Origin of the sequence: Actinomadura opuntiae (assembly GCF_030283205.1) — a bacterium.
In the GTDB taxonomy this organism is placed as follows: Bacteria; Actinomycetota; Actinomycetes; order Streptosporangiales; family Streptosporangiaceae; genus Spirillospora.
Genome location: NZ_JASNWF010000026.1, coordinates 57409 through 82381, shown reverse-complemented (window position 1 = coordinate 82381; position 24973 = coordinate 57409). Strand labels below are relative to the sequence as shown.

26 protein-coding genes are annotated in these 24973 nt (G+C 74.0%); 9 read left to right on the top strand and 17 right to left on the bottom strand.

The window, feature by feature from the left end; translation table 11 throughout:
* Positions 1–87 precede the first annotated feature (87 nt).
* The gene (yczR, locus tag QP089_RS41065) at positions 88–1551 is read right to left on the bottom strand and encodes a MocR-like transcription factor YczR (RefSeq protein ID WP_285919777.1); all 1464 of its coding nucleotides are present in this window, start codon (positions 1549–1551) and stop codon (positions 88–90) included.
* Between the two features lie 99 nt (positions 1552–1650).
* Here yczR and yczE point away from each other — a divergent pair, with 99 nt between their 5' ends.
* Complete coding sequence (gene yczE, locus QP089_RS41060; protein WP_285919679.1) at positions 1651–2283, top strand: membrane protein YczE; 633 nt, start codon at positions 1651–1653, stop codon at positions 2281–2283.
* Between the two features lie 40 nt (positions 2284–2323).
* Here yczE and QP089_RS41055 read toward each other — a convergent pair whose 3' ends face one another.
* From QP089_RS41055 to QP089_RS41040, 4 genes are all read right to left on the bottom strand, one after another.
* Positions 2324–3454, bottom strand: a complete 1131-nt coding sequence (locus QP089_RS41055; RefSeq protein ID WP_285919677.1) for a glycerate kinase — start codon at positions 3452–3454, stop codon at positions 2324–2326.
* A gap of 92 nt (positions 3455–3546) precedes the next feature.
* Positions 3547–4437, bottom strand: a complete 891-nt coding sequence (locus tag QP089_RS41050; RefSeq protein ID WP_285919675.1) for a hypothetical protein — start codon at positions 4435–4437, stop codon at positions 3547–3549.
* The gene (locus tag QP089_RS41045) at positions 4434–5543 is read right to left on the bottom strand and encodes a S66 peptidase family protein (RefSeq protein WP_285919673.1); all 1110 of its coding nucleotides are present in this window, start codon (positions 5541–5543) and stop codon (positions 4434–4436) included. The genes QP089_RS41050 and QP089_RS41045 overlap by 4 nt, the downstream gene beginning before the upstream one ends.
* Positions 5544–5634: 91 nt before the next feature.
* On the bottom strand, positions 5635–6402 hold the full coding sequence (locus QP089_RS41040; protein ID WP_285919671.1) for an SIR2 family NAD-dependent protein deacylase: 768 nt from the start codon (positions 6400–6402) through the stop codon (positions 5635–5637).
* A 107-nt stretch (positions 6403–6509) separates the two neighbouring features.
* Here QP089_RS41040 and QP089_RS41035 point away from each other — a divergent pair, with 107 nt between their 5' ends.
* The gene (locus QP089_RS41035) at positions 6510–7496 is read left to right on the top strand and encodes a sulfotransferase family protein (protein WP_285919670.1); all 987 of its coding nucleotides are present in this window, start codon (positions 6510–6512) and stop codon (positions 7494–7496) included.
* A 9-nt stretch (positions 7497–7505) separates the two neighbouring features.
* Here QP089_RS41035 and QP089_RS41030 read toward each other — a convergent pair whose 3' ends face one another.
* Positions 7506–9473 (bottom strand): ABC transporter ATP-binding protein, encoded by a 1968-nt coding sequence (locus tag QP089_RS41030; protein ID WP_446474134.1) that lies wholly within the window; start codon positions 9471–9473, stop codon positions 7506–7508.
* Between the two features lie 248 nt (positions 9474–9721).
* On the opposite strand from QP089_RS41030, the gene QP089_RS41025 reads away from it, so the two are divergent.
* Positions 9722–11662 carry a Xaa-Pro dipeptidyl-peptidase gene (locus QP089_RS41025; protein WP_285919668.1) on the top strand — a complete coding sequence of 647 codons (1941 nt, stop codon included), beginning with the start codon at positions 9722–9724 and terminating at the stop codon, positions 11660–11662.
* Between the two features lie 109 nt (positions 11663–11771).
* Here QP089_RS41025 and QP089_RS41020 read toward each other — a convergent pair whose 3' ends face one another.
* The 3 genes from QP089_RS41020 to abc-f form a co-directional block, all read right to left on the bottom strand.
* Positions 11772–12626, bottom strand: a complete 855-nt coding sequence (locus QP089_RS41020; RefSeq protein ID WP_285919666.1) for an enoyl-CoA hydratase/isomerase family protein — start codon at positions 12624–12626, stop codon at positions 11772–11774.
* A 196-nt stretch (positions 12627–12822) separates the two neighbouring features.
* On the bottom strand, positions 12823–13035 hold the full coding sequence (locus tag QP089_RS41015) for a helix-turn-helix domain-containing protein (RefSeq protein ID WP_021596738.1): 213 nt from the start codon (positions 13033–13035) through the stop codon (positions 12823–12825).
* A 116-nt stretch (positions 13036–13151) separates the two neighbouring features.
* Positions 13152–14750 (bottom strand): ribosomal protection-like ABC-F family protein, encoded by a 1599-nt coding sequence (abc-f, locus tag QP089_RS41010; protein WP_285919657.1) that lies wholly within the window; start codon positions 14748–14750, stop codon positions 13152–13154.
* Positions 14751–15019: 269 nt separating this feature from the next.
* Between abc-f and QP089_RS41005 the strand changes: the two genes are divergently transcribed.
* Complete coding sequence (locus QP089_RS41005) at positions 15020–15814, top strand: VOC family protein (RefSeq protein ID WP_285919656.1); 795 nt, start codon at positions 15020–15022, stop codon at positions 15812–15814.
* A 109-nt stretch (positions 15815–15923) separates the two neighbouring features.
* Here the strand turns inward: QP089_RS41005 and QP089_RS41000 are convergent, their stop codons facing one another.
* Genes QP089_RS41000 through QP089_RS40990 form a run of 3 tightly spaced genes read right to left on the bottom strand, consistent with a single transcriptional unit; the run spans position 15924 to position 18036 of the window.
* Entirely contained in the window at positions 15924–16685 is a 762-nt protein-coding gene (locus QP089_RS41000) for an AIM24 family protein (protein ID WP_285919655.1), read from the bottom strand.
* A gap of 3 nt (positions 16686–16688) precedes the next feature.
* Positions 16689–17342 carry an AIM24 family protein gene (locus QP089_RS40995; protein ID WP_285919654.1) on the bottom strand — a complete coding sequence of 218 codons (654 nt, stop codon included), beginning with the start codon at positions 17340–17342 and terminating at the stop codon, positions 16689–16691.
* Between the two features lie 55 nt (positions 17343–17397).
* A complete protein-coding gene (locus QP089_RS40990; protein ID WP_285919653.1) occupies positions 17398–18036 on the bottom strand; it encodes an AIM24 family protein in 639 nt (212 codons plus the stop codon).
* A gap of 135 nt (positions 18037–18171) precedes the next feature.
* On the opposite strand from QP089_RS40990, the gene QP089_RS40985 reads away from it, so the two are divergent.
* Both QP089_RS40985 and QP089_RS40980 read left to right on the top strand, forming a co-directional pair.
* Positions 18172–18567, top strand: a complete 396-nt coding sequence (locus QP089_RS40985) for an ABC transporter permease (RefSeq protein ID WP_285919652.1) — start codon at positions 18172–18174, stop codon at positions 18565–18567.
* A gap of 104 nt (positions 18568–18671) precedes the next feature.
* Positions 18672–19799, top strand: coding sequence for an EAL domain-containing protein (locus QP089_RS40980; protein ID WP_285919651.1), 1128 nt, complete (start codon positions 18672–18674; stop codon positions 19797–19799).
* 31 nt (positions 19800–19830) lie between these two features.
* Here QP089_RS40980 and QP089_RS40975 read toward each other — a convergent pair whose 3' ends face one another.
* Positions 19831–20541, bottom strand: a complete 711-nt coding sequence (locus QP089_RS40975) for a response regulator (RefSeq protein ID WP_285919773.1) — start codon at positions 20539–20541, stop codon at positions 19831–19833.
* 14 nt (positions 20542–20555) lie between these two features.
* Entirely contained in the window at positions 20556–21746 is a 1191-nt protein-coding gene (locus QP089_RS40970) for a sensor histidine kinase (RefSeq protein WP_285919650.1), read from the bottom strand.
* 158 nt (positions 21747–21904) lie between these two features.
* Here QP089_RS40970 and QP089_RS40965 point away from each other — a divergent pair, with 158 nt between their 5' ends.
* Positions 21905–22090, top strand: coding sequence for a hypothetical protein (locus QP089_RS40965; RefSeq protein WP_285919649.1), 186 nt, complete (start codon positions 21905–21907; stop codon positions 22088–22090).
* Positions 22091–22094: 4 nt separating this feature from the next.
* A complete protein-coding gene (locus QP089_RS40960) occupies positions 22095–22673 on the top strand; it encodes a hypothetical protein (protein ID WP_285919647.1) in 579 nt (192 codons plus the stop codon).
* Here QP089_RS40960 and QP089_RS40955 read toward each other — a convergent pair.
* Positions 22636–23424 carry a class I SAM-dependent methyltransferase gene (locus tag QP089_RS40955; protein WP_285919645.1) on the bottom strand — a complete coding sequence of 263 codons (789 nt, stop codon included), beginning with the start codon at positions 23422–23424 and terminating at the stop codon, positions 22636–22638. The genes QP089_RS40960 and QP089_RS40955 overlap by 38 nt on opposite strands.
* Before the next feature lie 64 nt (positions 23425–23488).
* Here QP089_RS40955 and QP089_RS40950 point away from each other — a divergent pair, with 64 nt between their 5' ends.
* On the top strand, positions 23489–24061 hold the full coding sequence (locus QP089_RS40950) for a Uma2 family endonuclease (protein ID WP_285919643.1): 573 nt from the start codon (positions 23489–23491) through the stop codon (positions 24059–24061).
* 42 nt (positions 24062–24103) lie between these two features.
* On the opposite strand, the gene QP089_RS40945 is transcribed toward QP089_RS40950, so the two are convergent.
* Together QP089_RS40945 and sufU are read right to left on the bottom strand one after the other, a co-directional pair.
* On the bottom strand, positions 24104–24457 hold the full coding sequence (locus QP089_RS40945; RefSeq protein WP_285919641.1) for a metal-sulfur cluster assembly factor: 354 nt from the start codon (positions 24455–24457) through the stop codon (positions 24104–24106).
* Positions 24454–24912 (bottom strand): Fe-S cluster assembly sulfur transfer protein SufU, encoded by a 459-nt coding sequence (gene sufU, locus QP089_RS40940; protein ID WP_285919639.1) that lies wholly within the window; start codon positions 24910–24912, stop codon positions 24454–24456. The genes QP089_RS40945 and sufU overlap by 4 nt, the downstream gene beginning before the upstream one ends.
* Positions 24913–24973: the final 61 nt, after the last annotated feature.

Here is a 24973-nt window from a genome sequence, read left to right as displayed (position 1 = left end):
AGGGCCGAGTCGAAGCGATGCAGCGATCGCACGCAGTGCCCGCCGAAGGGAGGGCCCCCAGGGCCCGACCGCCAAGGGCACTGCAATTTACACGTAGGCGGGCAGCGGGCGGGGGGCGGGGGCCGCCTGGACCTCGCGGTAGGCGAGCGCGAGCCGCTCGACCGCGTGCCGCAGCACGGCCGGCGGAAGGACGTAGGGCAGCCGGACGTAGTCCTCCAGGACGCCGTCCACCCCGAACACCGGCCCCGCGACGACCCGGACGCCCAGCCGCTCGGCGGTCTCGGCGAGCATGCTGGCGACCGGCGCGTCCAGGCGCGCCCACAGCGACATGCCGCCGTCCGGCAGCCGGAAGTCCCAGCCGGGAAGCAGCTCCCGCAGCGCGGCGGCGAGCGCGTCCCGGCCGCGCAGCAGCATCGCGGCGCGCTCGGCCCGCACCTCCTCCATCCGCAGCAGCAGCTCCCGGACGATCAGCTGGTCCAGCACCGGGCTCGCCATGTCGAACGGCTCGCGGGCCAGCACCAGCCGGCGGGCCAGCGGCCCCGTGGTGCGGATCCAGCCGATGCGCAGGCCGCCCCACATCAGCTTGGACGCCGACCCGATCGTGGCGACGCGCCCGCCGGTGTCGAAGGCGGCGACCGGCGGCAGCCGCGGCGCGTCCGGGTCGTGCGCGAGGTCGGCGAAGGTCTCGTCGACGACGACGAAGGCGTCCGCGCGGCGCGCCGCGTCGACCAGCGCGGCCCGGTCGTCCGCCGTCATCAGATGGCCGGTCGGGTTCTGGAAGTCGGCGATCGTGTAGGCCATCCGGACGGCGGCCTGCCGCATGCTGCCCGCGACCAGCTCCATGTCCCAGCCCTCGTTCACCCCGACCGGGACGAGCCGGGCGCCGCGCCGCCGCAGCGCGCCCAGCGCGTGCGGGTAGGTGGGGCGCTCCACCATGACCGGGTCGCCGGGCTCCACGAGCGTGTGCGTCAGCAGGGTGAACGCGTGCTGCGCCCCGGTGGTGACGACGATCTGGTCGGGCCGGGTCGGCACGCCGCGCGCCTCGTACCCGGCGGCGATCACCTCGCGCAGCCCGGCCAGCCCGGCCGGCTCGTAGCCGGGGCCGCCGCTGTAGCGGGGCAGCTCGTCCACGGCGGCGGCGACGGCCTCGTTGAAGATCGTCGGGGCGCCGGGGGTGGCGCAGCCGAGGTCGACGAACGCCGGGTCGTCGGGCACCGGGTGCGCCATGCCGTACCGGCCGCCGGGCGGCGGCGCGGGCAGCGGCTCCGCCGACGACATCCGGACCGGCGGCAGCGCCGTCCAGCTGCCCGCGCCCTGCCGGCTCTCGACGTAGCCCTCCTCGCGCAGCCGGTCGTAGGCGGCGGTCACGGTGGTGCGGCTGACGCCGAGCGCGGCGGCCAGGTCGCGTTCGGCGGGCAGCCGGGTGCGCAGCGCGAGCCGGCCGTCCAGGACGAGGGTCCGGACGGCGCGGGCCAGGGCGGCGTACACGGGACGCTCGCGCGGGACGTCGCCCAGCAGCCGGGCCAGTTGGGTGCCGCTGACGTATCGCATGCTCACACAGACCACTTTCCCCTATTGGCCCTTACACAACAAGGCCACTTCTCCGCAGGATAGACCAGGAACCTGATCGGACTTCAAGTGGAGCAGAAAATGGCCTTGATGGCGCGGCGGCTCGTCCAGCTGTATGTGGGATTGGCCTTGTACGGCCTCGGGATCGCGCTGCAAGTGTCCTCGCGGCTCGGCAACGACCCCTGGGACGTCTTCCACCAGGGCCTGTCCCGCCGGTTCGGGCTGTCGATCGGCACGTGGATCATCATCGCCGGGGCGGTGGTGATGCTCGCGTGGATCCCGCTGCGGCAGCGGCCCGGTCTCGGCACCATCAGCAACGTCCTGCTCGTCGGCGCCTTCGCCGACCTGTTCCTGTGGCTGCTGCCGGCCCCGGACGCCCTCGCCGCCCGCTGGGCGTTCCTGGTGCTCGGCGTGCTCGCCGGCGGGTTCGCCACCGGCTGCTACATCGGCGCCGGCCTCGGGCCGGGCCCGCGCGACGGTCTCATGACCGGCCTGGCCGCGCGGGGCCACTCGATCCGGGTCGTGCGCACCGGGATCGAGCTGGGCGTCCTCGCGATCGGCTGGCTGCTCGGCGGGACCGTCGGCGTCGGCACCGTGCTGTACGCCGTGGCGATCGGGCCGCTGGCCCACGTGTTCCTGCCCGCGCTGCGGATCAGGACCCCTGAGGCCGCGGAGCCCGCCGCGGAGCCGGAACCCGAACCGGCCCACGCCTGACGGGCGGGCCCGGCCCGCGCCGTCTGTGCCGTCTGTGCCGTCAGCGCGTGGCGGCGAGCCGGACGGCCTGCTCGGCCAGGCCGGCCAGGAGGGGCGCGGCCTCGGCCTTGAGCGCGTCCAGCGTGCGCGGGCCGTCGGCGATGCTGAACGCCGCGGTGAGCCCGAGGCCGTGCAGCTCGTCCAACGGGCCGACGACGCCGCCGGCCAGCGCGACGACCGGGATCGCCCGGTCCCTGGCGAGCGCGGCGACGGCGGAGACGACCTTGCCGGCGGCGCTCTGCCCGTCCACCCGGCCCTCGCCGGTGATCACCAGGTCGGCGCCGTCCAGCGCCTCGCGCAGGCCCACCGCCTCGGCCACCAGCTGCGCCCCGCCGGACGGTTCGGCGCCCAGCACGGCGACCAGGCCGCCGCAGGTGCCGCCGGCCGCCCCGGCGCCGGGCAGGTCGTGGACGCGGACGCCGAACCGGTCGGCGAGCACGTCGGCGAACCGGGTGAGCGCCGCGTCCAGCTCGCGGACCTGGGCCGGGTCGGCGCCCTTCTGCGGCCCGAACACGGCGGCGGCGCCGTCCGGGCCGACGAGCGGGTTGGTGACGTCGCAGGCGACCCGGAACCGCGCGGCGCGCACCGCGTCCGGGACGCCGGAGTCGTCGATCGCGTCGAGCCGGGCCAGCGCGGCACCGCCGGGCGGCAGCGCGGCGCCGGAAGCGTCCAGGAACCGCACCCCGAGCGCGCGCAGCAGCCCCGCGCCGCCGTCGGTGCTGGCGCTGCCGCCGATGCAGACCAGCACGTCCCGCGCGCCGCGCCGGACCGCGTCGGCGATCAGCTCGCCGGTGCCGGACGTGCCGGCGCCCAGCGGGTCGGGCGGGACGTCCTCGACCAGCGGCAGCCCGGACGCGGCGGCCAGCTCCACGACGGCGGACCGCCCGTCGCCCGACAGCGCGTAAGGCGCCTTCACCGGCCGGCCCACCGGGTCGGTCGCGGCGACCTCGACCAGGTCGCCGCCGCGCGCGGCCACGAAGCAGTCGAGGGTGCCCTCGCCGCCGTCCGCCATCGGCACGCTCACCAGCTCGGCGCCGGGCACGGCCCGCCGCGCCCCGGCCTCGACCGCGGCGCACACCTGCGCCGCCGACAGGCTGCCCTTGAACGAGTCGGGCGCGATGACGATCTTCACGCTCGGCGCCTCCCCCGGGGAGCGGCCCCCGGACCTCCGAAACGTGCCGGGCGACGGTCCTCGCTCCGCCGGCCCTCCGCCGCGGTCATCGCTCAGTACTCCGCGGGGGACGTGGCCAGCACGGACGTGAAGTCGCGCGGCAGGACGAGCGAGTCGCCCTCGTACCGGGTCTCCAGGTAGGTCAGCTCCCCCGCGCGCCACCAGTACAGGTGCGGGCTGAGCGACCCCGGCCCCTCCTCGTAGGCGCGGTGCGCCTGCGCCTGCAGCTCGTTGGCGGCCGCCACGGCGGCGCGGTAGCGGGCCCGCGGGTGGACCTCCGACATGCGCAGCGCGTGCGCGACGATCAGGCTGCGGTTGGGGGCGATGACCAGCGCGCCGTGCGGGCCGATCGGCAGGTACTCCTCCAGCCACGCCAGGTGGGTGACGGCGTAGAACGTCCAGCCGTGCAGCACCGACACCCGGACGCCGCCGAGGTCCTGCTCGTCGAGCTGGAGCGGTCCGTCCGCGCGGACGTTGGCGCGGCCCAGCATGAACAGCGCGTCGCCGGAGACCGGCCAGCCGTTCATCTCCTCGGTCGTGACCGTCCGGACGGTGGTGGGGGTGTCGACCACGACCGCCTCGATCAGCCCCGGCGCGAACGGCCGGGCCGCCAGCGCGCCGTTGTCGGCCTCGGCCGGGTAGATCCGGGTGCGCAGCAGGTGCTGGGCGAGGTCGAAGTCGCTGAGGTCGAGGGGCTCCTCGACCGCGGTGACGATCGTGGTGACGTGGTCGGACACCAGCGCCGGCCAGTCGTCGCGCGGCACCAGCCGGGCCAGCTGCCGCAGGTCGCGCATGCTGACGTGCAGCCGGTTCGCGCCCTCCAGCAGCATCACCTCGCCGGGGGCGCGGCGGCATGCGTAGCCGAGGCTCTCGGCCACCAGTACCAGCAGCGAGTCCAGTGTTCCGTCGTCCCACGGGTCGGGACGGGCGTGCCGGCCGCTCATCGCACACCTCCCGGCGCTTCCAGGGTCAGTACGCCGCAGCCCGGCCGGGGGTTCAGATCACCGGCCGCGCCGGGCGCCTCCAGCACGGCGGGCGCGCCGAGCTCGAGCGTGCCCTGCCGGGCGCCGTGTCCGGCGGGCACCCCGGCGAGGACGGGCGCGCCGAGCGGGCCGAGCCGCGCGGCGAGCACGGCGTCCAGCTCGGCGGGGTCGCCGGAGCGTTCCCACGAGCCGAGCGCGAAGCCCGCGGCGCCGTCGAGCCAGCCCGACTGGAGCAGCTGGACGAGCATCCGGTCGATCCGGTACGGCGCCTCCGTGACGTCCTCCAGGAAAACGATGCGGCCCTTCGCGGGCGGCGGGGCGTACGGGGTGCCGAGCAGTGCGGTGATCAGGCTGAGGGTACCGCCGGTGAGCGGGCCCTCGGCGCGTCCGGGGCGCAGGACGTGCGTGCCGGGCAGCGCCACGGGGCCGCCGAACAGCGCGGTGCGCAGGCCGTCCAGGGTGGCGGCCGGGGCGCCGGGGGCGCCGGGGGCGTCGGTGGCGCCGAGGTCGGCGATCAGGCCGGCGGGCATCGGGCCGAACGAGGTGCTGACGCCGAGCCGGGCGCCGAAGCAGGCGTGCAGCGCCGTGACGTCGCTGGAGCCGTGCAGGATCTTCGGCGCGGCCCCGGACGCCCGCGTCGCGGCGGCGAGGGCGTCCCAGTCGAGGTGGTCGAGCACGCGGGTGGCTCCGTAGCCGCCGCGCGCGCAGATCACGGCGCGCACGCGCGGGTCGCACCAGGCGGCCTGCAGGTCGGCGGCGCGGTCGGCGTCGGTGCCGGCGAGGCGGTGCCAGTCGTCGCGGACGGGCTCCGGAGCCCCGAGGTTGGCCCGGTCGAGGGCGTGCTTGCCCACCACGACGTCGAGGCCGAGGTCGCGCAGGACCGCGCAGCCCGCCTCGAGCCGGGCCGGCTCGGCGGGCCCGCTGGGCGCGACGACCGCGACCCGGTCCCCCGGGCGCAGCCGCCCGTACCTGCGGATCTCCCCCGGTGCCGCCCGTTCGCCGGGCGTGCCTGCGGCGGGCGCGTCGGACGGCCCCTCGACCCCCTCCGCGCGGGCGCCCCCGCTCATCAACCCGATCCCTCCTCGCACCGCGACGGATAGAGCTTGTCAGGATCCGGCCGCCAGTGGAAGGGGCGGCCGGTCACGACCCGCCAACGGATCACCGCCCGGTGCCGAGGGCGATGCGGGCCAGCCGCGGCAGCGATTCCCCGATCGGCTCGCGCAGCACCGCGTCCGCCAGCCCATCGTAGGGGGTCGGCTCCGCGTTCATGATCACCAGCCGGGCGCCGTGGTCGACGGCCTCCAGGCACAGCCCGGCGGCGGGCTGGACGGTCAGCGAGGTGCCGACCGCGAGGAACAGGTCGCAGGAGCGGGCCGCGGTGATCGCCGCGTCCAGGACGTCCTGCTCCAGCGCCTGCCCGAAGGAGATCGTCGCGGACTTCTGGATGCCGCCGCACGCGCTGCACGGCGGGTCGTCCTCGCCCGCCTCGACGCGCGCGAGGATCTCCGGCATCGGCGTGCGCAGCTCGCAGGACAGGCAGACCGCCTCGCGCATGGTGCCGTGGATCTCGATCACCGTGCCGGCGGACGACCCGGCCCGCTGGTGCAGCCCGTCGATGTTCTGGGTGATCAGCGCGCGCAGCCGGCCGGCCCGCTCCAGGTCGACGAGGGCGGCGTGCGCGGCGTTCGGCTCGGCCTCCCAGGCGGGGTGGTCCAGGCGGGTGCGCCAGGAGCGGCGCCGCACCTCCGGGTCGGCGATGTAGGCGCCGATGGTGGACATGGCCTCGGCGGACGGGTCCTTGGTCCAGACGCCCTGCGGGCCGCGGAAGTCGGGGATGCCGCTGTCGGTGGAGATGCCGGCGCCGGTCAGGACGGTGATCGACGTCGCCTCCGGCAGCAGCCCGGCGAGCGTGAGGGGTGCGTCCATTCCTCAAGATTAGGGGCCGAACGACCGGGCCGCGTCCCGGTTTCGGGCGGCCGCTACGGTGCGTCACGGCCCGACCGGCTCTCAAAAGGTGACAAACTTGGCCGGGTATGAGGTCGACGACGCCGCACATCCTGGTGATCAACGGCACCAAGGTCCACCGCCCGGTCTTCATCCTGGGCGCGCCGCACTCGGGTGCCGATCTCCTCGCGCGCGCCGTCAAGCGGTCCGCCGGCTTCCACCTCACCACCGGCCGCCCCGGCGTGCTGCGCGTCGTCTACGCCTTCGCCCGGCGGCCCGCCATCGCGACCGAGCGCGGCGCCGGCGCGGCCCGGGTGATCCGGGACGCCTACGCCGAGGCCTGGCAGATCTCCGCGCGTGCCTGCGCCGAGTGCCCCGACGAGTGCCGCGAGCTGGCCGGGCTGCCGCCGCGGCCCGCGGTGCTGCGCGACCGGCCGGTGCACGACGGCGACACCGAGGGGCCGTGCGTGCAGCCGCGCGGCATCGCCCGGTACGCCGACGCCTCCCCCGACCTGATCTACAGCGCCGACGTCCTGCTGGACGCCTTCCCCGACGCCCAGCTCGTCCAGCTGATCCGCGACGGCCGGGACGCGGTCGCCGACATGCTCGCCGACGACCGGTGCCTGGCGTGGTTCAAGCCGGGGCTGGCCAACCTGGACACGGTGTTCCCCAACCCGTTCTTCGGGGTGGAGGACCACACCGAGCGCAACCGCTGGCCGCAGGCCGCGACCGCCGTGAAGTGCGCGCTGCGCTGGCGCGGCTCGGTGCGCCTCAGCGCCCGGCTGCGGCAGCAGGTCCCCGAGGAGCAGCTGTTCACCGTCCGGTACGAGGACCTGGTCGCCCGGCCGCGCCGGGTCGCCGCCGACGTCTCGCGGTACCTGGACGCGGACCTGTCGAAGACGACCCTGTCCGGCCTGGTCCGGGCCGGGGCGCGCGGCGGGCCGGAGGCGGGCGGCGCCGACCACGGCGTCGGCGCCTGGCGGGACCGCCTGACGCCCCGCCAGCTCGCCCAGGTCGAGAAGGTCGCCGGCACGGAGCTGCAGCGCCTCGGCTACCGCCTCAGCACCGACGCCTGACGCGGGCGGCTACTCGGCGCCGAGCGGCTCGGTGGCGCGCTCCTCGTCCTTCTGGTGGGAGAACTGGGTGCGGTACAGCTCGGCGTACAGGCCGCCCTCCAGCAGCAGCTCCTCGTGCCGGCCGCGCTCGGCGACCCGGCCCTCCTCGATCACCAGGATCTGGTCGGCCTCCCGGATGGTGGACAGCCGGTGCGCGATCACCAGCGAGGTGCGGCCGGCCAGCGCGGTCCGCAGCGCCTCCTGCACAGCGGCCTCGGACTCGGAGTCCAGGTGCGCGGTCGCCTCGTCCAGCACCACCACCGAGGGCGCCTTCAGCAGCAGCCGCGCGATCGCCAACCGCTGCTTCTCGCCGCCCGACAGCCGGTAGCCGCGGTCCCCGACGACGGTGTCCAGGCCCTCGGGCATGCCCGCGACCAGCGGGCCGATCTGCGCGGCGTCCAGCGCGGCGAGGATCTCCTCGTCGGTGGCGTCCGGGCGGGCGTAGCGCATGTTCTCGCGGATCGAGTCGTGGAACAGGTGCGCGTCCTGGCTGACGACGCCGACCTCGGCGCGCAGCGAGTCGAGCGTGACGTCGCGCACGTCCACGCCGCCGATCTTCACCGCGCCGCCCGACACGTCGTACAGCCGCGACACCAGGTGGGTGATCGTCGACTTCCCGGCGCCGGACGGCCCGACCAGCGCGACGAGCTGCCCTGGCTCGGCGGTGAAGTCGACGTCGTGCAGCACCTCCTTGCCGGGGGCGTGGTCGGCGCGGGCGATCGACTCCAGCGACGCCAGCGACACCTCGTCCGCCGACGGGTAGGCGAACCTGACGTGCTCGAACCGGACGGCCGGGGCCTCCCGCCGGGGGGTGCCGTGCCCGTTGCCCTTGGCCAGGCTCGTCGTGGCGGCCTCGCGCGCCTCGCCCAGCGTCCGGGCGTTGTCGCGGTCGCGGATCAGCGGCTTGAGGTCGAGCACCTCGAAGACGCGGTCGAAGCTGACGAGCGCCGTCATGACGTCCACGTGGACGTTGGACAGCGCGGTGAGCGGCCCGTACATCCGGGTGAGCAGGGTGGCCAGTGCGACGAGCGTGCCGAGCTGGAAGTTGCCGTCGACCACCAGGTAGCCGCCGACGCCGTAGACCATCGCGGTGGCCAGCGCGGCGACGAGCGTCAGGCCGGTGAAGAACACCCGCCCGTACATCGCGGAGACGACCCCGATGTCGCGGACCCGCGCGGCGCGCCCGGAGAAGTTCTCCTCCTCCTCGGCGGGACGGCCGTAGAGCTTGGCCAGCATGGCGCCCGCGACGTTGAACCGCTCGGTCATCAGCGAGCTCATCTCGGCGTCCAGCACCATCTGCTCGCGGCTGATCCGCGACAGCCGCTTGCCGACCCACTTGGCCGGCAGGATGAACACCGGGAGCAGCAGCAGCGCGATCAGCGTCACCTGCCAGGACAGGATCATCATCGTGACCAGCACCAGGACCAGGCTGATCACGTTGGAGACCACCGACGACAGCGTGGTGGTGAGCGCCCGCTGCGCCCCGATGACGTCGTTGTTGAGCCGGCTGACCAGCGACCCGGTCTGCGCCCGCATGAAGAACGCGACGGGCTGGCGCTGGACGTGCCCGAACACCTGGCTGCGCAGGTCGTAGATCAGGCCCTCGCCGATGCGCGCGGAGTACCAGCGCTGCGCGAGCCCGAGCACCGCGTCCAGCAGGGCGAGCCCGGCGACCGCGACGGCGAGCCAGACCACCAGGTCCTGCCGGTGGTGCCCGATGCCGGTGTCGATGATCGACTTGAGCAGCAGCGGGTTGGCGACGACGACCACCGCGGCGAGCGCGTTCAGCCCGAGGAACAGGACCAGGTCGCGGGTGTAGGGGCGGGCGTAGCCCGCGATCCGCTTGAACGTGCCGGGCTTGAGCCGCTGCTGGGTGACCGACTCGTCGCGGCGGAACGAGGCCATCACCTGCCAGCCGTTGCCCGGCATTCCCGGCATGCCCACCAGTACCTCCGAGGGGGTCGCCGCGCGCCCGGCGCGGGGAAGGGCGCGCGTGAAACGTAATCAAGTAAGCATCTCAGTATCCGGCCGGGACAACGCGCGTCCGCCCGCCGCGCTTCCCGGCTCCGCTCACGGCGTAACGGCTCTGGACTTCCCGCCCGAACCGGTGGTTAATGTGATCAACAACGTCAGGCTCTCACCCCCCAGGAGCCCCCGTGTCCCAGCGCTCACCACAGCGCCCGCGCATGCGCCCGCCACGAGCGGGCGCCGGTGCCGCCGCACCGACCACCGGTGCCGCACTGGTCGCCGCCGCCGCGCTGCTCACCGCCGCACTGCCCGCCGCGTCCGCGTCCGCGAGGTCCGCGCCCGCCGCGCCGCCGCACCGGCTCACCGTCGGCGGCGGCGAGACGCAGCCGGTGTTCTCCCGCGCCGACGCCGTCACCCAGACGGTGAACATCGAGACCACGGCCGACAGCGACCGCGACGGCGTCCGCGACCGCGTCCAGCTGCGGATCATGCGGCCGAAGGAGACCGACACCGCCGGCCTCCGGGTCCCGACGATCATGGAGCCGAGCCCGTACTGGGCCGGCATCAACGACGTCCCGAACCACCCGGTGGACATCGGCGACGCGCAGGCCCGCGCGCTGACCACCACGCAGCGGAACCTCGCCGAGATGTTCCCCGGCTACTACGACAACTACTTCCTGCCGCGCGGCTACGCCGTCGCCGACCTCGACAGCATCGGGACGGGCGGCTCGACCGGCTGCCCGACGTCCGGCGACCGCAGCGAGCAGGCCGGCGCCAAGGCCGCCGTCGACTGGCTGAACGGCCGGGCCCGCGGCTGGGCGCCGGACGGCACCCCGGTCAAGGCCACCTGGTCCACCGGGAACGTCGGCATGATCGGCCAGTCCTACGACGGGACGCTGCCGAACATGGCCGCCGCGTCCGGCGTCGAGGGGCTGAAGGCCATCGTCCCGATCGCCGGGATCAGCAGCTGGTACGACTACTACCGCGCAGGCGGCGGCGTCGTCGCGCCGGGCGGCTACCAGGGCGAGGACCTGGACGTGCTGGCCAAGGCCGTGCTGACCCGCAAGAACCCCGAGGTCTGCCAGAAGGTCATCGATCAGATCGAGGCCACCCAGGACCGCGAGACCGGCGACTACGGCAAGGTCTGGGCCGAGCGCGACTACGTCGGGCAGGCGCGCAACGTGCACGCGGCCGTCATGGTCGTGCACGGGCTCAACGACTGGAACGTCAAGCTCAAGAACTCCGTCCAGTGGTGGAACGCGCTGAAGAAGGCGGGCGTGCCGCGCAAGCTCTGGCTGCACCAGGGCAACCACTCCACGCCGTTCCGCTGGCGCGTGGAGGAGTGGCTGCGGCAGACGCTCCACTGGTTCGACCGGTACCTCTACGGCATTCGCAACGGCATCGACAAGGAGCCGCGCGTCGACGTCCAGCACGCGGACGGGACGTGGGAGACGGCGAAGGACTGGCCGGTCCCCGGCACCCGCACCGTCCCGGTCAGCCTCAACGCCGGGCCGTCCGGGCAGCCGGGCACGCTCGGCCTGCGTCCGGGACGGCCCGCGACGCAGTCGTTCACCGACCAGGGCAAGACCCGCACCGCCGAGGACCTGCTGGCGAACGAGGGCCGGGCCGACCCGAACCGGCTCGCCTACCTCACCCCGGCGCTGGACCGGCCGGTCCGCATCGACGGCACCCCGTCGATGTCGCTGCGCGCGTCCCTGGACGGCCGGTCGCCCTACCTGACGGCGCTCCTGGTGGACTACGGCACGGACAGCCGGCCGACCGGCGCCCGCGTCGACACCGGGCAGAAGGTCTGCTACGGGCAGAGCGTGCCGGGCGATGAGGGCTGCACCACCCGGCAGGCCCTCGCCATGCAGACCGCCCCGTACAAGATCATCACGCGGGGCTGGCTGGACGCCCGGAACCGGCACAGCTTCAGCCGCACCGACCCGATCACGCCCGGACGCACCTACGCGTTCCGCTGGGACCTCCAGCCGACCGACTACACCGTCAAGGCCGGTCACCGGCTCGGCGTGATCCTGCTGTCCACCGACTACGACTACACGCTGCGCTACCCCGCCGGCACCGTGGTCACGACGCGGACGGGCGTCAGCCGCGTCGACCTCCCGCTCGCACGCGGCGGCCGCGAGGCCCTCGGCTGACCGAACCACGTTCACTTGCGGCGAGTCGTCGTTATGGCCGGGCGCATGACGACGACTCGCCGCAAGTCAACGATGACCGCGGCTCGACGCGTGCGGGAAGGGTGTCAGGTCACTTGCCGAAGAGGTCGCGGAGGCGGCCGATCTGCTCGCGGCGCTCGGCGGCGCACTGCTGTTCGAGGGTGTTCTCCGCGGCCTCCCACAGCAGCCGCTTGGTCGCCACGGCGGCGCCGGGGTTCACCGCGAGGAGGGAGGCCACCAGGCCGTCGACCGCGGCGTCCAGGCCGTCGCGCGGCACCACGATCTCGGCGATGCCGAGCCGGGCCGCCTCCTCGGCGAGCACCGTCCGGGCGGTCAGACACAGCTCGAGGGCGCGCCCGATGCCGACGATCTCCACCAGCGGCTTGGTGCCGGTGAGGTCGGGGACGAGCCCGAGCGCGGGCTCCTTCATGCAGAACTTGACGTCGTCTGCGGCGACGCGGATGTCACAGGCGAGCGCGAGCTGGAACCCGCCGCCGATGGCATGCCCGTGCACCGCCGCGACGGTGACGATGTCGGGACGCCGCAGCCAGGTGTAGCCCTCCTGCAGCTCCGCGATGAAACGGTCGGTGGCCTCGGCGTCGGAGCCGTCGGCGAAGCCCTCGCCGCCGTCGCCGGAGAACATCGACAGGTCGATGCCCGCCGAGAACGAGGGACCGGCGCCGCGCAGCACGACCACCCGCACGCCGTCCGGCAGTGACCGGCCGATCGCGGCCAGCCCGCGCCAGGTGGCGAACGTCATGGCGTTGCGCCGCTCCGGCCGGTTCAGCGTGACGGTCGCGACCGCGCCGTCGACCTCCAGCCGCAGCCCGGCCTCGGCCAGCCGCTCCTCCAGCGGCCGTTCCCCGGCCGTCCCGGACCCGGTGGGCCCGGACCCGGCGGGCCCGGTGGCCGCTTCCGGCCCGTTCCCCACCCTGGCGTCCGCCATCGACGTTCCCCTTCCGACGAGCGCGGCGGGCCCGCCCCGCCGTCCACGGGGCGGGACCCGACCTGCCCGCCGCCGCGACCGAACCCTACTCGGTGGGCCGCGGCGGCGGATCAGGCGGTGCGCTCATCCGGGGGCCGTCGTCCGTCCGGGACCTGCGTCCGTTCGGGACCCGTGTCCGTTCTGGACCTTCGTCCGGTCAGGACTTCTTGCCCCGGGTCGCGCCGCCGCGACCGCGCAGGTTGACTCCGGACTCGGTGAGGATCCGGTGGATGAAGCCGTACGAGCGGCCGGTGGCGGCTGCCAGGGCGCGGATGCTCTCGCCGGAGTCGTACCTCTTCTTGAGGTCCGCCGCCAGCTTGTCGCGCTCGGCACCGGTCACGCGGGTGCCCTTCTTGAGGGTCTCGGCCACGAGTACCTCCCGTAGTGATGTGGTGACCGCTGCGTTATCCCCCGCCATGATCAGTCATTCCCGCGCGTTCGGCTACCCACTCGGCCAGAAAAGATCTGCGGAAGGCACTCTGCAGGTCACGCAAGTGCCACCAGATCGGCAAACTCGTCACTCCAGATGTCTTCGACACCATCCGGCAGCAAAATCACTCTTTCCGGCCGCAGCGCGTCCACCGCACCCTCATCGTGGGTCACCAGGACGATGGCCCCGGCGAAGGTGCGCAGCGCGCCGAGGATCTCCGCGCGGCTGGCCGGGTCGAGGTTGTTGGTGGGCTCGTCGAGCAGCAGGACGTTGGCGCTGGAGACCACCAGCATCGCCAGCGCCAGCCGGGTCTTCTCACCGCCGGACAGCACGCCGGCGGGCTTGTCGACGTCGTCGCCGGAGAACAGGAACGAGCCCAGGATCTTGCGGACCTCGACGGGCGCGAGGCCGGGCGCGGCCGACTGCATGTTCTCCAGCACCGACCGCTCCACGTCGAGCGTCTCGTGCTCCTGGGCGTAGTAGCCGATGCGCAGCCCGTGCCCGGCCACGACGGTGCCGGTGTCGGGCTTGTCGACCCCGGCCAGCATGCGCAGGAGGGTCGTCTTGCCCGCGCCGTTCAGGCCCAGCACGACGACCCGGCTGCCCCGGTCGATGGCCAGGTCCACGTCGGTGAAAATCTCCAAAGATCCGTACGATTTCGACAAACCTTCGGCGGTAAGGGGGGTTTTGCCACAAGGTGCCGGGTCCGGGAAGCGAATTTTGGCCACCTTGTCGGCCTGCCGCTCCCCCTCGACACCGGCGAGCAGCTGCCGGGCCCGCCGGTCCATCTGCTGCGCCGCCTTGGCCTTGGTGGCCTTCGCGCGCATCTTGTCGGCCTGCGACAGCAGCGCCGTGGCCTGCCGCGTGGCGTTGGCCGTCTCGCGCTTGCGCCGCCGCTCGTCGGTCTCGCGCTGGTCCAGGTACTTCTTCCAGCCGACGTTGTAGATGTCGATCACGCTGCGGTTGGCGTCCAGGTGGAACACCCGGTTGACCACCACGCCCAGCAGGTCCACGTCGTGGCTGATCACCACCAGGCCGCCCTGGTGGGACTTCAGGAAGTCGCGCAGCCAGACGACCGAGTCGGCGTCCAGGTGGTTGGTCGGCTCGTCCAGCAGCAGCGTGTCGGCGCCGGAGAACAGGATGCGGGCCAGCTCGACGCGGCGCCGCTGGCCGCCGGACAGGGTGCCGAGCGGCTGCCCCATCACCCGGTCGGGCAGGCCCAGGCTGGAGGCGATCGAGGCGGCCTCGGCCTCGGCGGAGTAGCCGCCGAGCACGTGCAGCCGCTCCTCCAGCCGCCCGTAGCGGCGGACGGCCTTGTCGCGCTCCTCGCCCGTCGCGGTGGCCATGGCCTCCTCGGCGGCCCGCAGCTTGCGGACGACCTCGTCCAGCCCGCGCGCCGACAGGATGCGGTCGCGGGCCAGCTCGTCCAGGTCGACGCCGCGCGGGTCCTGCGGGAGGTAGCCGATGGTGCCCGAGGACGTCACGCCGCCCTGCGCCGGGATCGCCTCCCCGGCCAGCACCTTGGTGAGGGTCGTCTTGCCGGCGCCGTTGCGGCCGACGAGGCCCACCCGGTCGCCGGGGTTGACCCGGAACGAGGCGGACTCGATCAGCAGCCGGGACCCGGCGCGCAGTTCGATGTCTTTCGCGATGATCACAGTGACAGGGCTCCCCTGACGGACGGCTCGATGGACAGGCGCACGAAACAGCGCGCCGCGCGGTCCATCCGACCGGGGCGCGCTGGGCGGCCTGTCAACTCGGGAGCGAAACCATCAGCCCAGTGTACGTGAAGCGCAGGCCGGTCCCGGCCATGCCGATCCGCCGCGCCGCGATGTGTGAAAGCCCTGACCGGGGCCAGGATGGGGGTACGGCGGGCGGCGGAGGACGCCGGGGCCGCGAGGCCCCTGCACAAAGGAGTGTGAGTCGGATGACCCAGGTCACGAGCAACGTGCCGGAGGGCACACCGAACTGGCTCGACATCGGCCTCCCCGACCTCGAGCGGGCCAAGACGTTCTACGGGACGCTCTTCGGCTGGCAGTTCGAGGACGCCGGGGCGGAGGCGGGCCACTACAACCAGTGCAGGCTGCGCGGCGAGCCGGTGGCCGGGATGATGCAGAACCCGGAGGACCAGCCCGACGAGTACTGGTGGACGGTCTACATCGCCGCGGACGACTGCGACGCGCTCGTCAAGCGCGCCGCCGACGCCGGCGGCGAGGCCGTCGTTCCGCCCATGGACGTGATGGGCCTCGGCCGGATGGCGATCGTCAGGGATCCGCAGGGCGCCCAGTTCGGCCTGTGGCAGGGGCGGGACCACCACGGCTCGGGCATCGTGAACGAGCCGGGCTCGTTCGTCTGGAACGAGCTGGTCACCCCCGACGCCAAGGCGGCCGGGGACTTCTACCAGGCGGTGTTCGGCTACGAGCTGGAGCCGATGCCGGGCGACATGGACTACACCGTCCTGCGCCGCGCCGGCGACGGCCGCTACATCGGCGGCATCCTCGGCGGAGCCGACCTGCTGCTCGGCAACGGCCGGACCCGCGTCCCGTCCTGGACGACCTACTTCGCGGTCGAGGACGCCGACGAGGCGGTCGCGAAGGTCACCGCGGGCGGCGGCACGCTCGACTCCGGTCCCGCCGACAGCCCCTACGGCCGGTCCGCGGCCGTGCGGGACCCGTTCGGCGTGCCGTTCCATGTCATGAAGCCCGCACCCGAGCAGGGATGACCCGCGCGCAGCGGGCCGTCCCCTAGACGGCCCCCGCGGGGCGGTGGGGCCGCGGGGGCCCGGGATCGCCCGGGCCCCCGCGTCAGCCGCCCGTCGGTCCTGCCGCTCGTCAGCCCTGCCGCTCCGCCGACAGCCGCCGGCTGATCGTCTGGTGGAGCCGCTGGAGTCCCGACGTGCCGACCAGGCCGATCTGCCCTTCGAGGTCGCGCAGCAGGACGTCCTCGTTCATCACGGCCTCCGACGACTGCATCAGCACGGTGCCCTGGCCGGTGAAGTCGAACTGGTGCTCCTCGCCCGACGACCCGCCGATCCCGAAGACCATCCGCGCGGCGCCGAACGCGCCGCGCATGTAGGAGTGGTCGTAGTGGTGGCAGGGCGAGGGGCAGTCCGCCCAGCCGAGCAGCGCCTGCGGGTCGACCCGGATCGGCGGCTCGACGAAGTGGACGGGCCCGTTGGAGGCGGCCACGAACCGGCCCGTCCCGATCAGCGTCAGGAACCCCGGGATGATCGACTGCTTGAGCTCCAGGCCCGGCTCGAACGCCAGCAGGTTCCCGGCCCGGACGGTGAGGTTGCCGTCGTCGAGGTCGAAGGAGTTCACGTCGAACCCGCGGTCGGCGAGCAGGAGCTTGCCGCGCCCCTGCGCGACGATCCAGTCCTGGGCGTACAGCGGGGAGTTGAAGGTGTGCGCCACCAGGGAGTCCAGCGGCCCGGCCGACAGCGCCTCGAACCTGACCTGCCCGTAGTAGGCGATCATCTTGCCCTTCTGCGCGAACCACTGCCCGTCGAGGTCGACGCTGAAGGCGTACGGATTGACGTTGTCGTTGGACGGGAGGGTGGCCGCGTTCCAGGTCTGCGCGCCGAAACTGCTCACGGGTCAGATCTTCCTCTCGCTGGCCTGGACGTAGACGACGCCGGAGCCGCTCAGCTCGAGCTGGAAGCCCTCGCCGGAGCCGCGTCCGATGAGGTCGCGCAGCCCGACGGCCGTGGTCAGCCTGTTCTGCACCTGGCCGCGGTGGGCGACGTAGGCCTGCGGGTCGACGTGGACGGGACGCTGCGGGCCGATCGGCAGCTCCATGACGCCGCCGTGCGACAGCAGCGCGCACGAGCCCTGCCCGGTCAGCGTGGTCGTGAACAGCCCCTGCCCGGTGACCGCGCCGCGCACGATGCCGCGAACGCCGCCCTGCTCGCCCATGAACATCGTCCCGACCTGGAGCGACGCGTCGTGCACGAGCAGCCGGTCGGCCTCCACGAACAGGGTGTCGGCGCCGGCCAGGTCGACGACGGACACGTGCAGCCCCGCGTGCCCGAACATGACCTCGCCCTGCCCGGTGACGTGCATCATCGCGCTGCGCTCGCCGGCGACGGCGCGTCCGATGGCGCCGCCGACGCTCTGCCCCGCCGTCGTGGACGGCGCGAACGACACCGCCCCGGTGTAGGCGAGCATCGCGCCGCGCCTGCTGTAGACCTCCCGCCCCGGCCCGACGGGCACCTGGAGCATCTTGGAGGTGATCTTCTGGTAGCCCGGCATCAGTACCTCCCGAGGGGGGACGACCCCCCGCGCCCCCCGCGCGACTTCGTCGTCATCAGATCTCCAACATCCCGCCGCGTTCGGCCGGCTGTACGTAGACCAAGCCGTGCCCCTGGTACCGGAACTGGACGCTCTCACCCGACCCCTGGCCGATGACCGTCCGCCAGTTGACGTCGGTGACGACGTCCTGCCGCAACTGCCCGTGATGGCCGACGTAGGCGTGCGGGTCGACCGACAGCGGCGTCTCGGGCGTCACCTCCAGCGCGATCGCCGGGCCGTCGGACACGATCGCGACCGTGCCGTGCCCCTCGACCTTGGTGGTGGCGAGGCCCTGGCCGGTCCCCATCCCCCGCAGCCCGACGAACTGCACGCCCGTGCGCAGCCCGCCCTCCAGCGCCAGCAGGCTCTCCGACTCCACGAACAGGGTGTCGCCGGTGAGGTGTACGAGCGTCACCTCGGCGGCCTCGCTGGCCAGGTACACGGTGCCCTCGCCGCTGACCTCCATCAGCGTCATGCCCTCGCCGGCGATCCTGCGCTTGAGCGCGCCGCGCAGCCCCTCTCCCCCGGTCATCCCCTCCCGTTTGAACGCCATCCGCCCCTCGTAGGCGACCATGGCGCCGTTCAGCGCCCTGATCGTCTCGCCGGCGAGATCGACGGCCAGCATCTTCGAGCCGTTCAGTCGAAATTGCGCCACGATGGGAGAAGATACCGGCCGGAACCCGCCGCGGTCCGGGCATCCGCGGGGCCCGCGGCGGTCGCGGCGGACTCATCGCGGGCGGACCGGCGCGTTGCCGGTCCCCCGCGTCCGCCGATCGGAGAGGATGTGACCATGTGGATCGCTCCCGAACGCCGCAGCCTCAGCCGGTGGGCCGTGCCCGGGCTCGTCCTCGGCGCCGGAGTGGTGGTCGGCGCCGTGCTCGCCGCCGACGAACGCTACGGCACGGCCCTCATCGCGTTCGCCGCCCTGGCCTGCTACGCCGGCTACCTGGCCTTCCGGCGCAACGAGCCGGCGCTGCCGGTCAGCGAGCGCTTCGGCACCGGCCACCGCGCCCGCACCCACCTGCGGGCCTCGGCGATGACCGGGGACGTGCTGACGATCGCGGTGATCGGCGGGCTCGTCGTGCAGGCGCTGCGCGGCGGCGACATCACCGCCTACGTCTGGCTGGCCGCCGTCGCCGGGGTCACCTACGCGCTGACGGCGATGGTCGGCGGCCGCGGGCTGTGAGCGGCGCCCGGCGCCATGATCCACGCCGCGACCTGCGGCGAATTGTGCGTTAACTTCTCCTGACAAGAGCGGTTCCGGGCGCTTCGGGGCGGCATGATGCCGCTGTGTCCGCCGTTGATGTCCTGGTCCCGGCGCGGGCGGTGTTCCATCCGGTCGTCGATCTCGGCACCGGCACCGTCGTGGCCGTGGAGGCGCACGCGGGGCCGCCCGCCGCGCCGGCGCCGCCGCGCGTCGATCCCGTGTCCGAGGACCTGCGGCGCGCCGCCGAGGCGGCCCGCGCGGCGGCCGGCCTGCGCACGCCGCTGCCGCTCCAGATCGGCCTGCGCGCCGAGACCCTCGCCTTCGGCGACCCGGTGCTCGGCGAGCTGCACCAGGGCTTCGCCGGGACCGGCCGCCGCCCCCAGGAGATCATCATCTGCGTCACCGGCGGCTTCCCGCCGGCGCAGCGGGCGCCGGTGACCGCGGCGCTGGCCGCGCTGCGGCGGGCCGGGTACCTGGTCGGGCTCGGCGGGGTCGGCGCCGCGCACGCCCCGCTCGACCTGCTCGCCGACGGCGCGTCCTACCTGCTCAAGCTCGATCCGGTGCTGGCCCGCCGGGCGCCCGCCGAACCGCGCCGGTCGGCGCTGGTGGCGAGCCTGGTGGAGCTGGCGCACCGGCTGGAGACGCACGTCCTGGCGCCGGGCCTGCAGACCGGCGACCAGGTGCTGCACCTGCGCGAGCTCGGGGTCCGGCTCGTCCAGGGCCCGGCGCTGGCGCCGCCGGAGTGGCGGCCCGGCATGCCGATCACCGTGCCCGTCGCCGCGCGCGGCGCGCCCGCGCCGCGCGAGCGCCCCGAGCTCGGGCCCCGCGTGTCGGAGTTCACGCTCCCCGGCGTGACGATGCCGCACACCGCGACCGCCGACGAGGTGCTGAACGCGCTGAACGCCGAGACGGGCATCACCAGCATCGTGCTGGTCGACGAGCGGCAGCGGCCGCGCGCCACCGTGGACCGGACGCGCTTCCTGCTGCGGCTGTCGGGCGCCTACGGGCACGCGCTGCACGCGCACCGGCCCGCCGCGCGGCTGGCCGATCCGCCGCGTCCGGTGCCGCGCACGGTGCCGGCGGTCGCGGCGCTGCGCGCGGCGGGGCAGGAGCACGAGCGCGTCTACGACGACCTGGTGGTCGTCGACGAGGTGGGCCGCTGCCTGGGGATCGTCCGCGTCGCCGACCTGATCCGCAGCCTGTCCCCCTGACCTGGGGCTCCTCGCGCTTCGCGGGGACGGCTCATCCGGCGCTGAGATCGTCGCTGCCGGGCCGGGGCCCGCCCGGGGGTCCGTGCTCGCCGGGGGCCGCCGGGAGGCCGGAGCCGGCGATCTCCTGGGCGAGGATGGCCGCCTGGACGCGGCTGCGCAGCCCGAGCTTGCCGAGGATGCGGCTGACGTGCGTCTTCGTGGTCGTCTCCGCCATCGCCAGGCGCCGCGCGATCTCCCCGTTCGACAGTCCCTCGCCGAGGCAGCCGAGCACCTCCCGCTCGCGCGGGGTGAGCTCGGCCAGCGCCGCCGGGTCCGGCGCCGGCGGCTCCGGCCGGGCCGCGAACGCGCCGATCAGCCGGCGCGTCACCTGCGGCGCGATGATCCCGTCCCCGGCCGCGACCGTCCGCACCGCCTCCACCAGCCGGTCGGCGTCCACGTCCTTCAGCAGGAACCCGGCGGCGCCCGCCCGCAGCGCGCCGAACACGTACTCGTCCAGGTCGAACGTGGTCAGCACCAGCACGTCCGCGAACCCGGCGATCTCCCGGGTGGCGCTGATGCCGTCCAGCCGCGGCATCCGCACGTCCATCAGCACCACGTCCGGGCGCAGCTCCCGGGCCAGCTCGACGGCCCGCTCGCCGTCGGCCGCCTCGCCGACCACCCGCACGTCCGGCGCCGCGCCGAGGATCAGCACCAGGCCCGCGCGCACCGCCGCCTGGTCGTCGGCCACCAGCACCTCGATCATGCCGTCGCCCGCGTTCACAGGGCCCCCTCCCCGCCGCGCGCGGGCTCGGCGTCCACCGGAAGCTCGGCGTGCACCAGCCACCGGCCGCCGTCGGGCCCGGCGGAGAACTCCCCGCCGAGGATCGCCGCCCGCTCCCGCATGCCGATCAGCCCGCTGCCCGACCCCGGCAGCCCGGCGCCGTCCCCGAGGGGGCTCAGCACGTCGATCACCACCCGTCCCCCCGCGTACCGGACCGACACCTCCGCGCTGCCCGGCCCGGCGTGCTTCAGCGCGTTGGTCAGCGACTCCTGGACGATCCGGTAGGCCGCCAGCTCCACCGGCGCCGGCAGCTCCGGCAGCTCGCCGGCCGGCCGCAGCCGGACCGACAGGTCCGGGCGGGCGGTCCGCTCCACGAGCGGGCCGAGGCCGGCCAGCCGCGGCGCCTCCGCCGGGTCGTCGCCCTCCCCCTCGCGCAGCAGCCCGATCATCCGCCGCATCTCCGCCAGGCCCTGCACGCTGTTCTCCCGGATCACCGTCATGGCCCGGTCCAGGCCGTCGCGGTCCAGGTCGCGGACCTTCAGCACGGCCGAGGAGTGCAGCGCGACGGCGCTCAGATGGTTGGCGATCACATCGTGCAGCTCGCGCGCCATCCGGGCCCGCTCGGCGCCGACGGCGGCGCGCCGGTCCAGCTCGGCCAGCCGCGCCACCTGCTCGGCGCGCTGCCGCTCCGCCTCCGCCCGGGACCGGTGCTCCCGGACGAGCATCGCGGTGAGCACCGGCGTCGCCCACACCGCCGCGGCGAGCGCGCCGGCGACGACGCCGAGGGCGAGGTCGCGCGCCGCCACGGCCGTGCCGACCGTCGCCGCCGCCGTCGCGCCGATGGTCGCGCCGAGCAGCCATTCCGCGGTGCTCCGCCGCCGCCCGTACAGGCTCGCCGCGTACAGCGCGTCCCCGTAGATCATCGCGGTCGCGATGGACGGCCCGAACGCCACGTCCAGGAAGTTGAACGGCGTCGAGACCGCCAGCGCGGTGAGCGGCGCGGTGCGCCGCAGCAGCATCGCCGCGCACAGCCCGAGCAGCGGGATCAGTCTCGCCCAGAACGGCGGCCAGTGGTCGGTCCACGTGCTGTAGCCGTGCGCCGCCAGCAGCACCAGCCCGGCGGCCAGGGACCCCGCCACGATGAGCGCGTCCTGCGGCGTGGTGAGACGGCGGACCTTCGAGAGCACGCACCCATCTCAGCATCCCGCCGGGACCGCCTCGTCCACCTCGCTGAGGGTGGCGCGTACATCCTTCGGAGGACCCGCGGAACCTCATCGCCGACGAGGCCGGGCCGCCGCCGCGTCCCCGACCATCGAAAGGCAGGCTCTACCGAGAGGAGCACGCCATGCGGACCATCGGGGTCATCGTCGCCGCCGTCGGGTTCATCTCGGCCGCGTACCACTACACGGGCGGCGAGAACATCGAGCTGATGAAGTGGTCGGAGGGCCACCAGCCGCTCGCCGGCCTCGGCGTCGGCGTCGCCGGGCTGCTCGTCGCCGCCACGGGCGCGGCCCTGTCCCGGGACCGGTGACGCGATGCTCGTCGGCGTCATCGCGGGCTGCGAGATCGGTTTCTGGGTCGTCCTCGCCGCGGGCCTGCTGGCCCGCTATCCGCTGCGGATGCGCAGGACCGGTGCGGCGCTCCTGCTGTGTGTTCCGCTCGTCGACCTGGTGCTGCTGGCGGCCACCGTGGTGGACCTGCGGAGCGGGACGACCGCCGGCTTCCCGCACGGTCTGGCGGCGGCCTACCTCGGCTACTCGGTGGCGTTCGGGCACAGCATGGTCCGCTGGGCCGACGAGCGGTTCGCGCACCGCTTCGCCGGCGGCCCGCCGCCGCGCCGCAAGCCGCGGTACGGCCGGGCCCGCATCCGCTACGAGTGGGTCGAATTCGGCAAGGCCGCGATCGCCACCGCCGTCGGCTGCGGCCTGCTGCTCGCGATGATCGCGCTGGTCGGCGACCCCGACCGCACCGCCGCCCTGACCGGCTGGCTGGCCCGGCTGGGGCTGGTCCTCGCGGTCTGGTCGCTGTGGCCGATCACCCACACGCTCTGGCCGGCCAAGCCGAAGAGGCCCGAGGCTAGGCGCCCGCCCGCCGAGCGCGCGCGACCAAGGTGACGATCGGCAGGTCGAACTCGCCGTCGGCGGTCTCCGGCGTCGCCCGCAGGTAGCCGATGATCCTCTCGGTCACGGCCGCCCGCTCCGGCTCGTCGAGCACCAGCATGTGCGAGTGGGTCCCGATCGTGGCCGCCATCGACTCGGCGGTCCGGCGCTGCGCGTGCGGGAACTCCGCCCGCTCGAACGCCGGGAACCAGTCGCTCTCGGGCAGCCCCTTCGGACGCCAGTTCCGGAACGACACGCTGCTGCGGGAGATCCGCTTCAGTTCCGCGACCCACGGCACCCGGTCGTCGTCGGTGTTCCACAGGCCGGCGAGCACCCCGCCGTCCGCGAGGACCCGGTGGATCTCCGGCAGCGCCCGGTCGAGGTCGAACCAGTGCATCGCCTGCCCGACCAGCACCGCGTCGACCGCGCCGTCCGGCAGCGGGATCGCCTCCGCGCTGCCCTCCAGCGCCCGCACACCCGGCGCCGCGCGCCGCAGCTCGTCCAGCATCGCCGCATCCGGCTCCACCGCGACGAGACGGCCCGCCTCGACCCCGTTGCGGACCAGCACCTGCGTCAGCTTGCCGGTCCCGGCCGCCAGATCCAGCACGCGCAGCGGCGTCCGCCCCGCCACGGGCTCCAGCGCCCACGTGACCGCCGCGTCCGGGTAGTCCGGCCGCTCCCGCGCGTACGCCGCCGCGCTCCCGCCGAACGACGAGGCCCGCCGGGCCACCAAACCGGGCTCACTGTCGGGAAAGGCATCCTTCACACCGCCCCACCCTAAGCGCCCGTGGAAGAGGCCCCCGCTCAGTACCCTGACTAAGGTGGGCGGTATGGACGGGCATGTGTTCGAGGCGGACACCGTCGCCAAAGCACTGGAGCAGCTATCGGAGTTCGCCGAGGCAAAGGGCTTCACGTTCGCCAAGTTCGAGTCGCTCGGCGACGAGATCGTCATGCTCGCGGGCACCCGTTGGGAGCACGACGCGATCGTCGCACTGATCAAGAGGCAGGTGCCCCGGGGGATCTTCTGCCAGCTCACGAACGTCGACCTGCAGCTCACTTCCGAGCCCCGCGAGCCGATACCCGATCTGATCATCGTGCCGGAACCTCTGGCGCCCGGCGCGAAGCCGTGGGCTCACGAGACCGAGCTCCTGGTGGAGGTCGTCTCGCAGCGCAACTACCGCGAGGACTACGAGGGCAAGCGGCGGCGGTACGCGATGTCGGGTGCGCCCCAGTACCTGCTCGTGGATCCGCGTGACGGGGTCTGCCTGCTCTACACGGAGCCCGTCAAGGCCGAGGGCACCTACAAGGAGATCGTGACCACCGACTTCGGTGAGCCGATCCGGGGCGTGCTGTGCATGGACGGGGCCGACCTCGACACCTCGGAGTTCCTCAGGTACACGTGAGGCCGCGCCCCGGGGTGGGGCGCGGCCTCGGAGGCGTGCGGGTCAGACGTTGAAGCCGAGGGCGCGGAGCTGGTCGCGACCCTCGTCGGTGATCTTGTCCGGGCCCCACGGCGGCAGCCAGACCCAGTTGATCCTGACGTCCTTGACCAGGCCCTCCAGCGCGCTGTGCGCCTGGTCCTCGATCACGTCGGTGAGCGGGCAGGCGGCGCTGGTGAGGGTCATGTCCAGGGTGGCGACCTCGTCGGCCAGGTCCACCCCGTAGACCAGGCCGAGGTCGACCACGTTGATGCCGAGTTCGGGGTCGACGACGTCCTTCAGCGCCTCGAGGATCTCCTCCTCGGGGACGGTGCCCGCCGCGGCGGTGCCGTCGGCGGTCTCCGGTGCGGTGTCGCTCATGATGCCTCTCCGAGTGCGCGGGCGGTCGCGTCCTTCCACGCCATCCAGGCGAGCAGGGCGCACTTGATCCTGGCGGGGTACTTCGAGACCCCGGCGAAGGCGACGGCGTCCTCCAGGACGTCCTCGTCCGGCTCGGCCTCCCGGCCGCGCGACTGCATCAGCGCCAGGAACTCCTCCTGGACCGCCATCGCCTCCTTGACGGACTTGCCGATGATCAGATCGGACATCACCGACGCGCTGGCCTGGCTGATCGAGCAGCCCATGGCGTCGTAGGAGACGTCCGCCACCGTGGCGTCCTGGCCGTCGCCGTCCAGATGGACGCGGAGCGTGACCTCGTCACCGCAGGTCGGGTTGACGTGGTGCGCCTCGCCCTCGTACGGCTCCCGCAGCCCCTTGTGCAGGGGGTTGCGGTAGTGGTCCAGGATGACCTCCTGGTACATCGCCTCCAGCTGCATGGCGTCCTTTCCCAGCCTTTCTCGCTACAACCCGGTCCCGGCGCGGGCTGTTCCTGCGGCC

Excerpts from the sequence above, each read along its gene's own strand:
- QP089_RS40965 (WP_285919649.1), top strand. The coding sequence starts at position 21,905 with ATGCGGACCATCGGGGTCATCGTCGCCGCCGTCGGGTTCATCTCGGCC.
- QP089_RS40995 (WP_285919654.1), bottom strand. The coding sequence starts at position 17,342 with ATGCCGGGCTACCAGAAGATCACCTCCAAGATGCTCCAGGTGCCCGTC.
- QP089_RS40950 (WP_285919643.1), top strand. The coding sequence starts at position 23,489 with ATGGACGGGCATGTGTTCGAGGCGGACACCGTCGCCAAAGCACTGGAG.
- sufU (WP_285919639.1), bottom strand. The coding sequence starts at position 24,912 with ATGCAGCTGGAGGCGATGTACCAGGAGGTCATCCTGGACCACTACCGC.
- QP089_RS41040 (WP_285919671.1), bottom strand. The coding sequence starts at position 6,402 with ATGGACGCACCCCTCACGCTCGCCGGGCTGCTGCCGGAGGCGACGTCG.
- yczE (WP_285919679.1), top strand. The coding sequence starts at position 1,651 with ATGGCCTTGATGGCGCGGCGGCTCGTCCAGCTGTATGTGGGATTGGCC.
- QP089_RS41025 (WP_285919668.1), top strand. The coding sequence starts at position 9,722 with ATGCGCCCGCCACGAGCGGGCGCCGGTGCCGCCGCACCGACCACCGGT.
- QP089_RS41030 (WP_446474134.1), bottom strand. The coding sequence starts at position 9,473 with ATGCCGGGAATGCCGGGCAACGGCTGGCAGGTGATGGCCTCGTTCCGC.
- QP089_RS40985 (WP_285919652.1), top strand. The coding sequence starts at position 18,172 with ATGTGGATCGCTCCCGAACGCCGCAGCCTCAGCCGGTGGGCCGTGCCC.
- QP089_RS40960 (WP_285919647.1), top strand. The coding sequence starts at position 22,095 with ATGCTCGTCGGCGTCATCGCGGGCTGCGAGATCGGTTTCTGGGTCGTC.
- QP089_RS40975 (WP_285919773.1), bottom strand. The coding sequence starts at position 20,541 with ATGATCGAGGTGCTGGTGGCCGACGACCAGGCGGCGGTGCGCGCGGGC.
- QP089_RS41035 (WP_285919670.1), top strand. The coding sequence starts at position 6,510 with ATGAGGTCGACGACGCCGCACATCCTGGTGATCAACGGCACCAAGGTC.
- yczR (WP_285919777.1), bottom strand. The coding sequence starts at position 1,551 with ATGCGATACGTCAGCGGCACCCAACTGGCCCGGCTGCTGGGCGACGTC.
- QP089_RS41050 (WP_285919675.1), bottom strand. The coding sequence starts at position 4,437 with ATGAGCGGCCGGCACGCCCGTCCCGACCCGTGGGACGACGGAACACTG.
- QP089_RS41005 (WP_285919656.1), top strand. The coding sequence starts at position 15,020 with ATGACCCAGGTCACGAGCAACGTGCCGGAGGGCACACCGAACTGGCTC.
- QP089_RS41045 (WP_285919673.1), bottom strand. The coding sequence starts at position 5,543 with ATGAGCGGGGGCGCCCGCGCGGAGGGGGTCGAGGGGCCGTCCGACGCG.
- QP089_RS41020 (WP_285919666.1), bottom strand. The coding sequence starts at position 12,626 with ATGGCGGACGCCAGGGTGGGGAACGGGCCGGAAGCGGCCACCGGGCCC.
- QP089_RS40945 (WP_285919641.1), bottom strand. The coding sequence starts at position 24,457 with ATGAGCGACACCGCACCGGAGACCGCCGACGGCACCGCCGCGGCGGGC.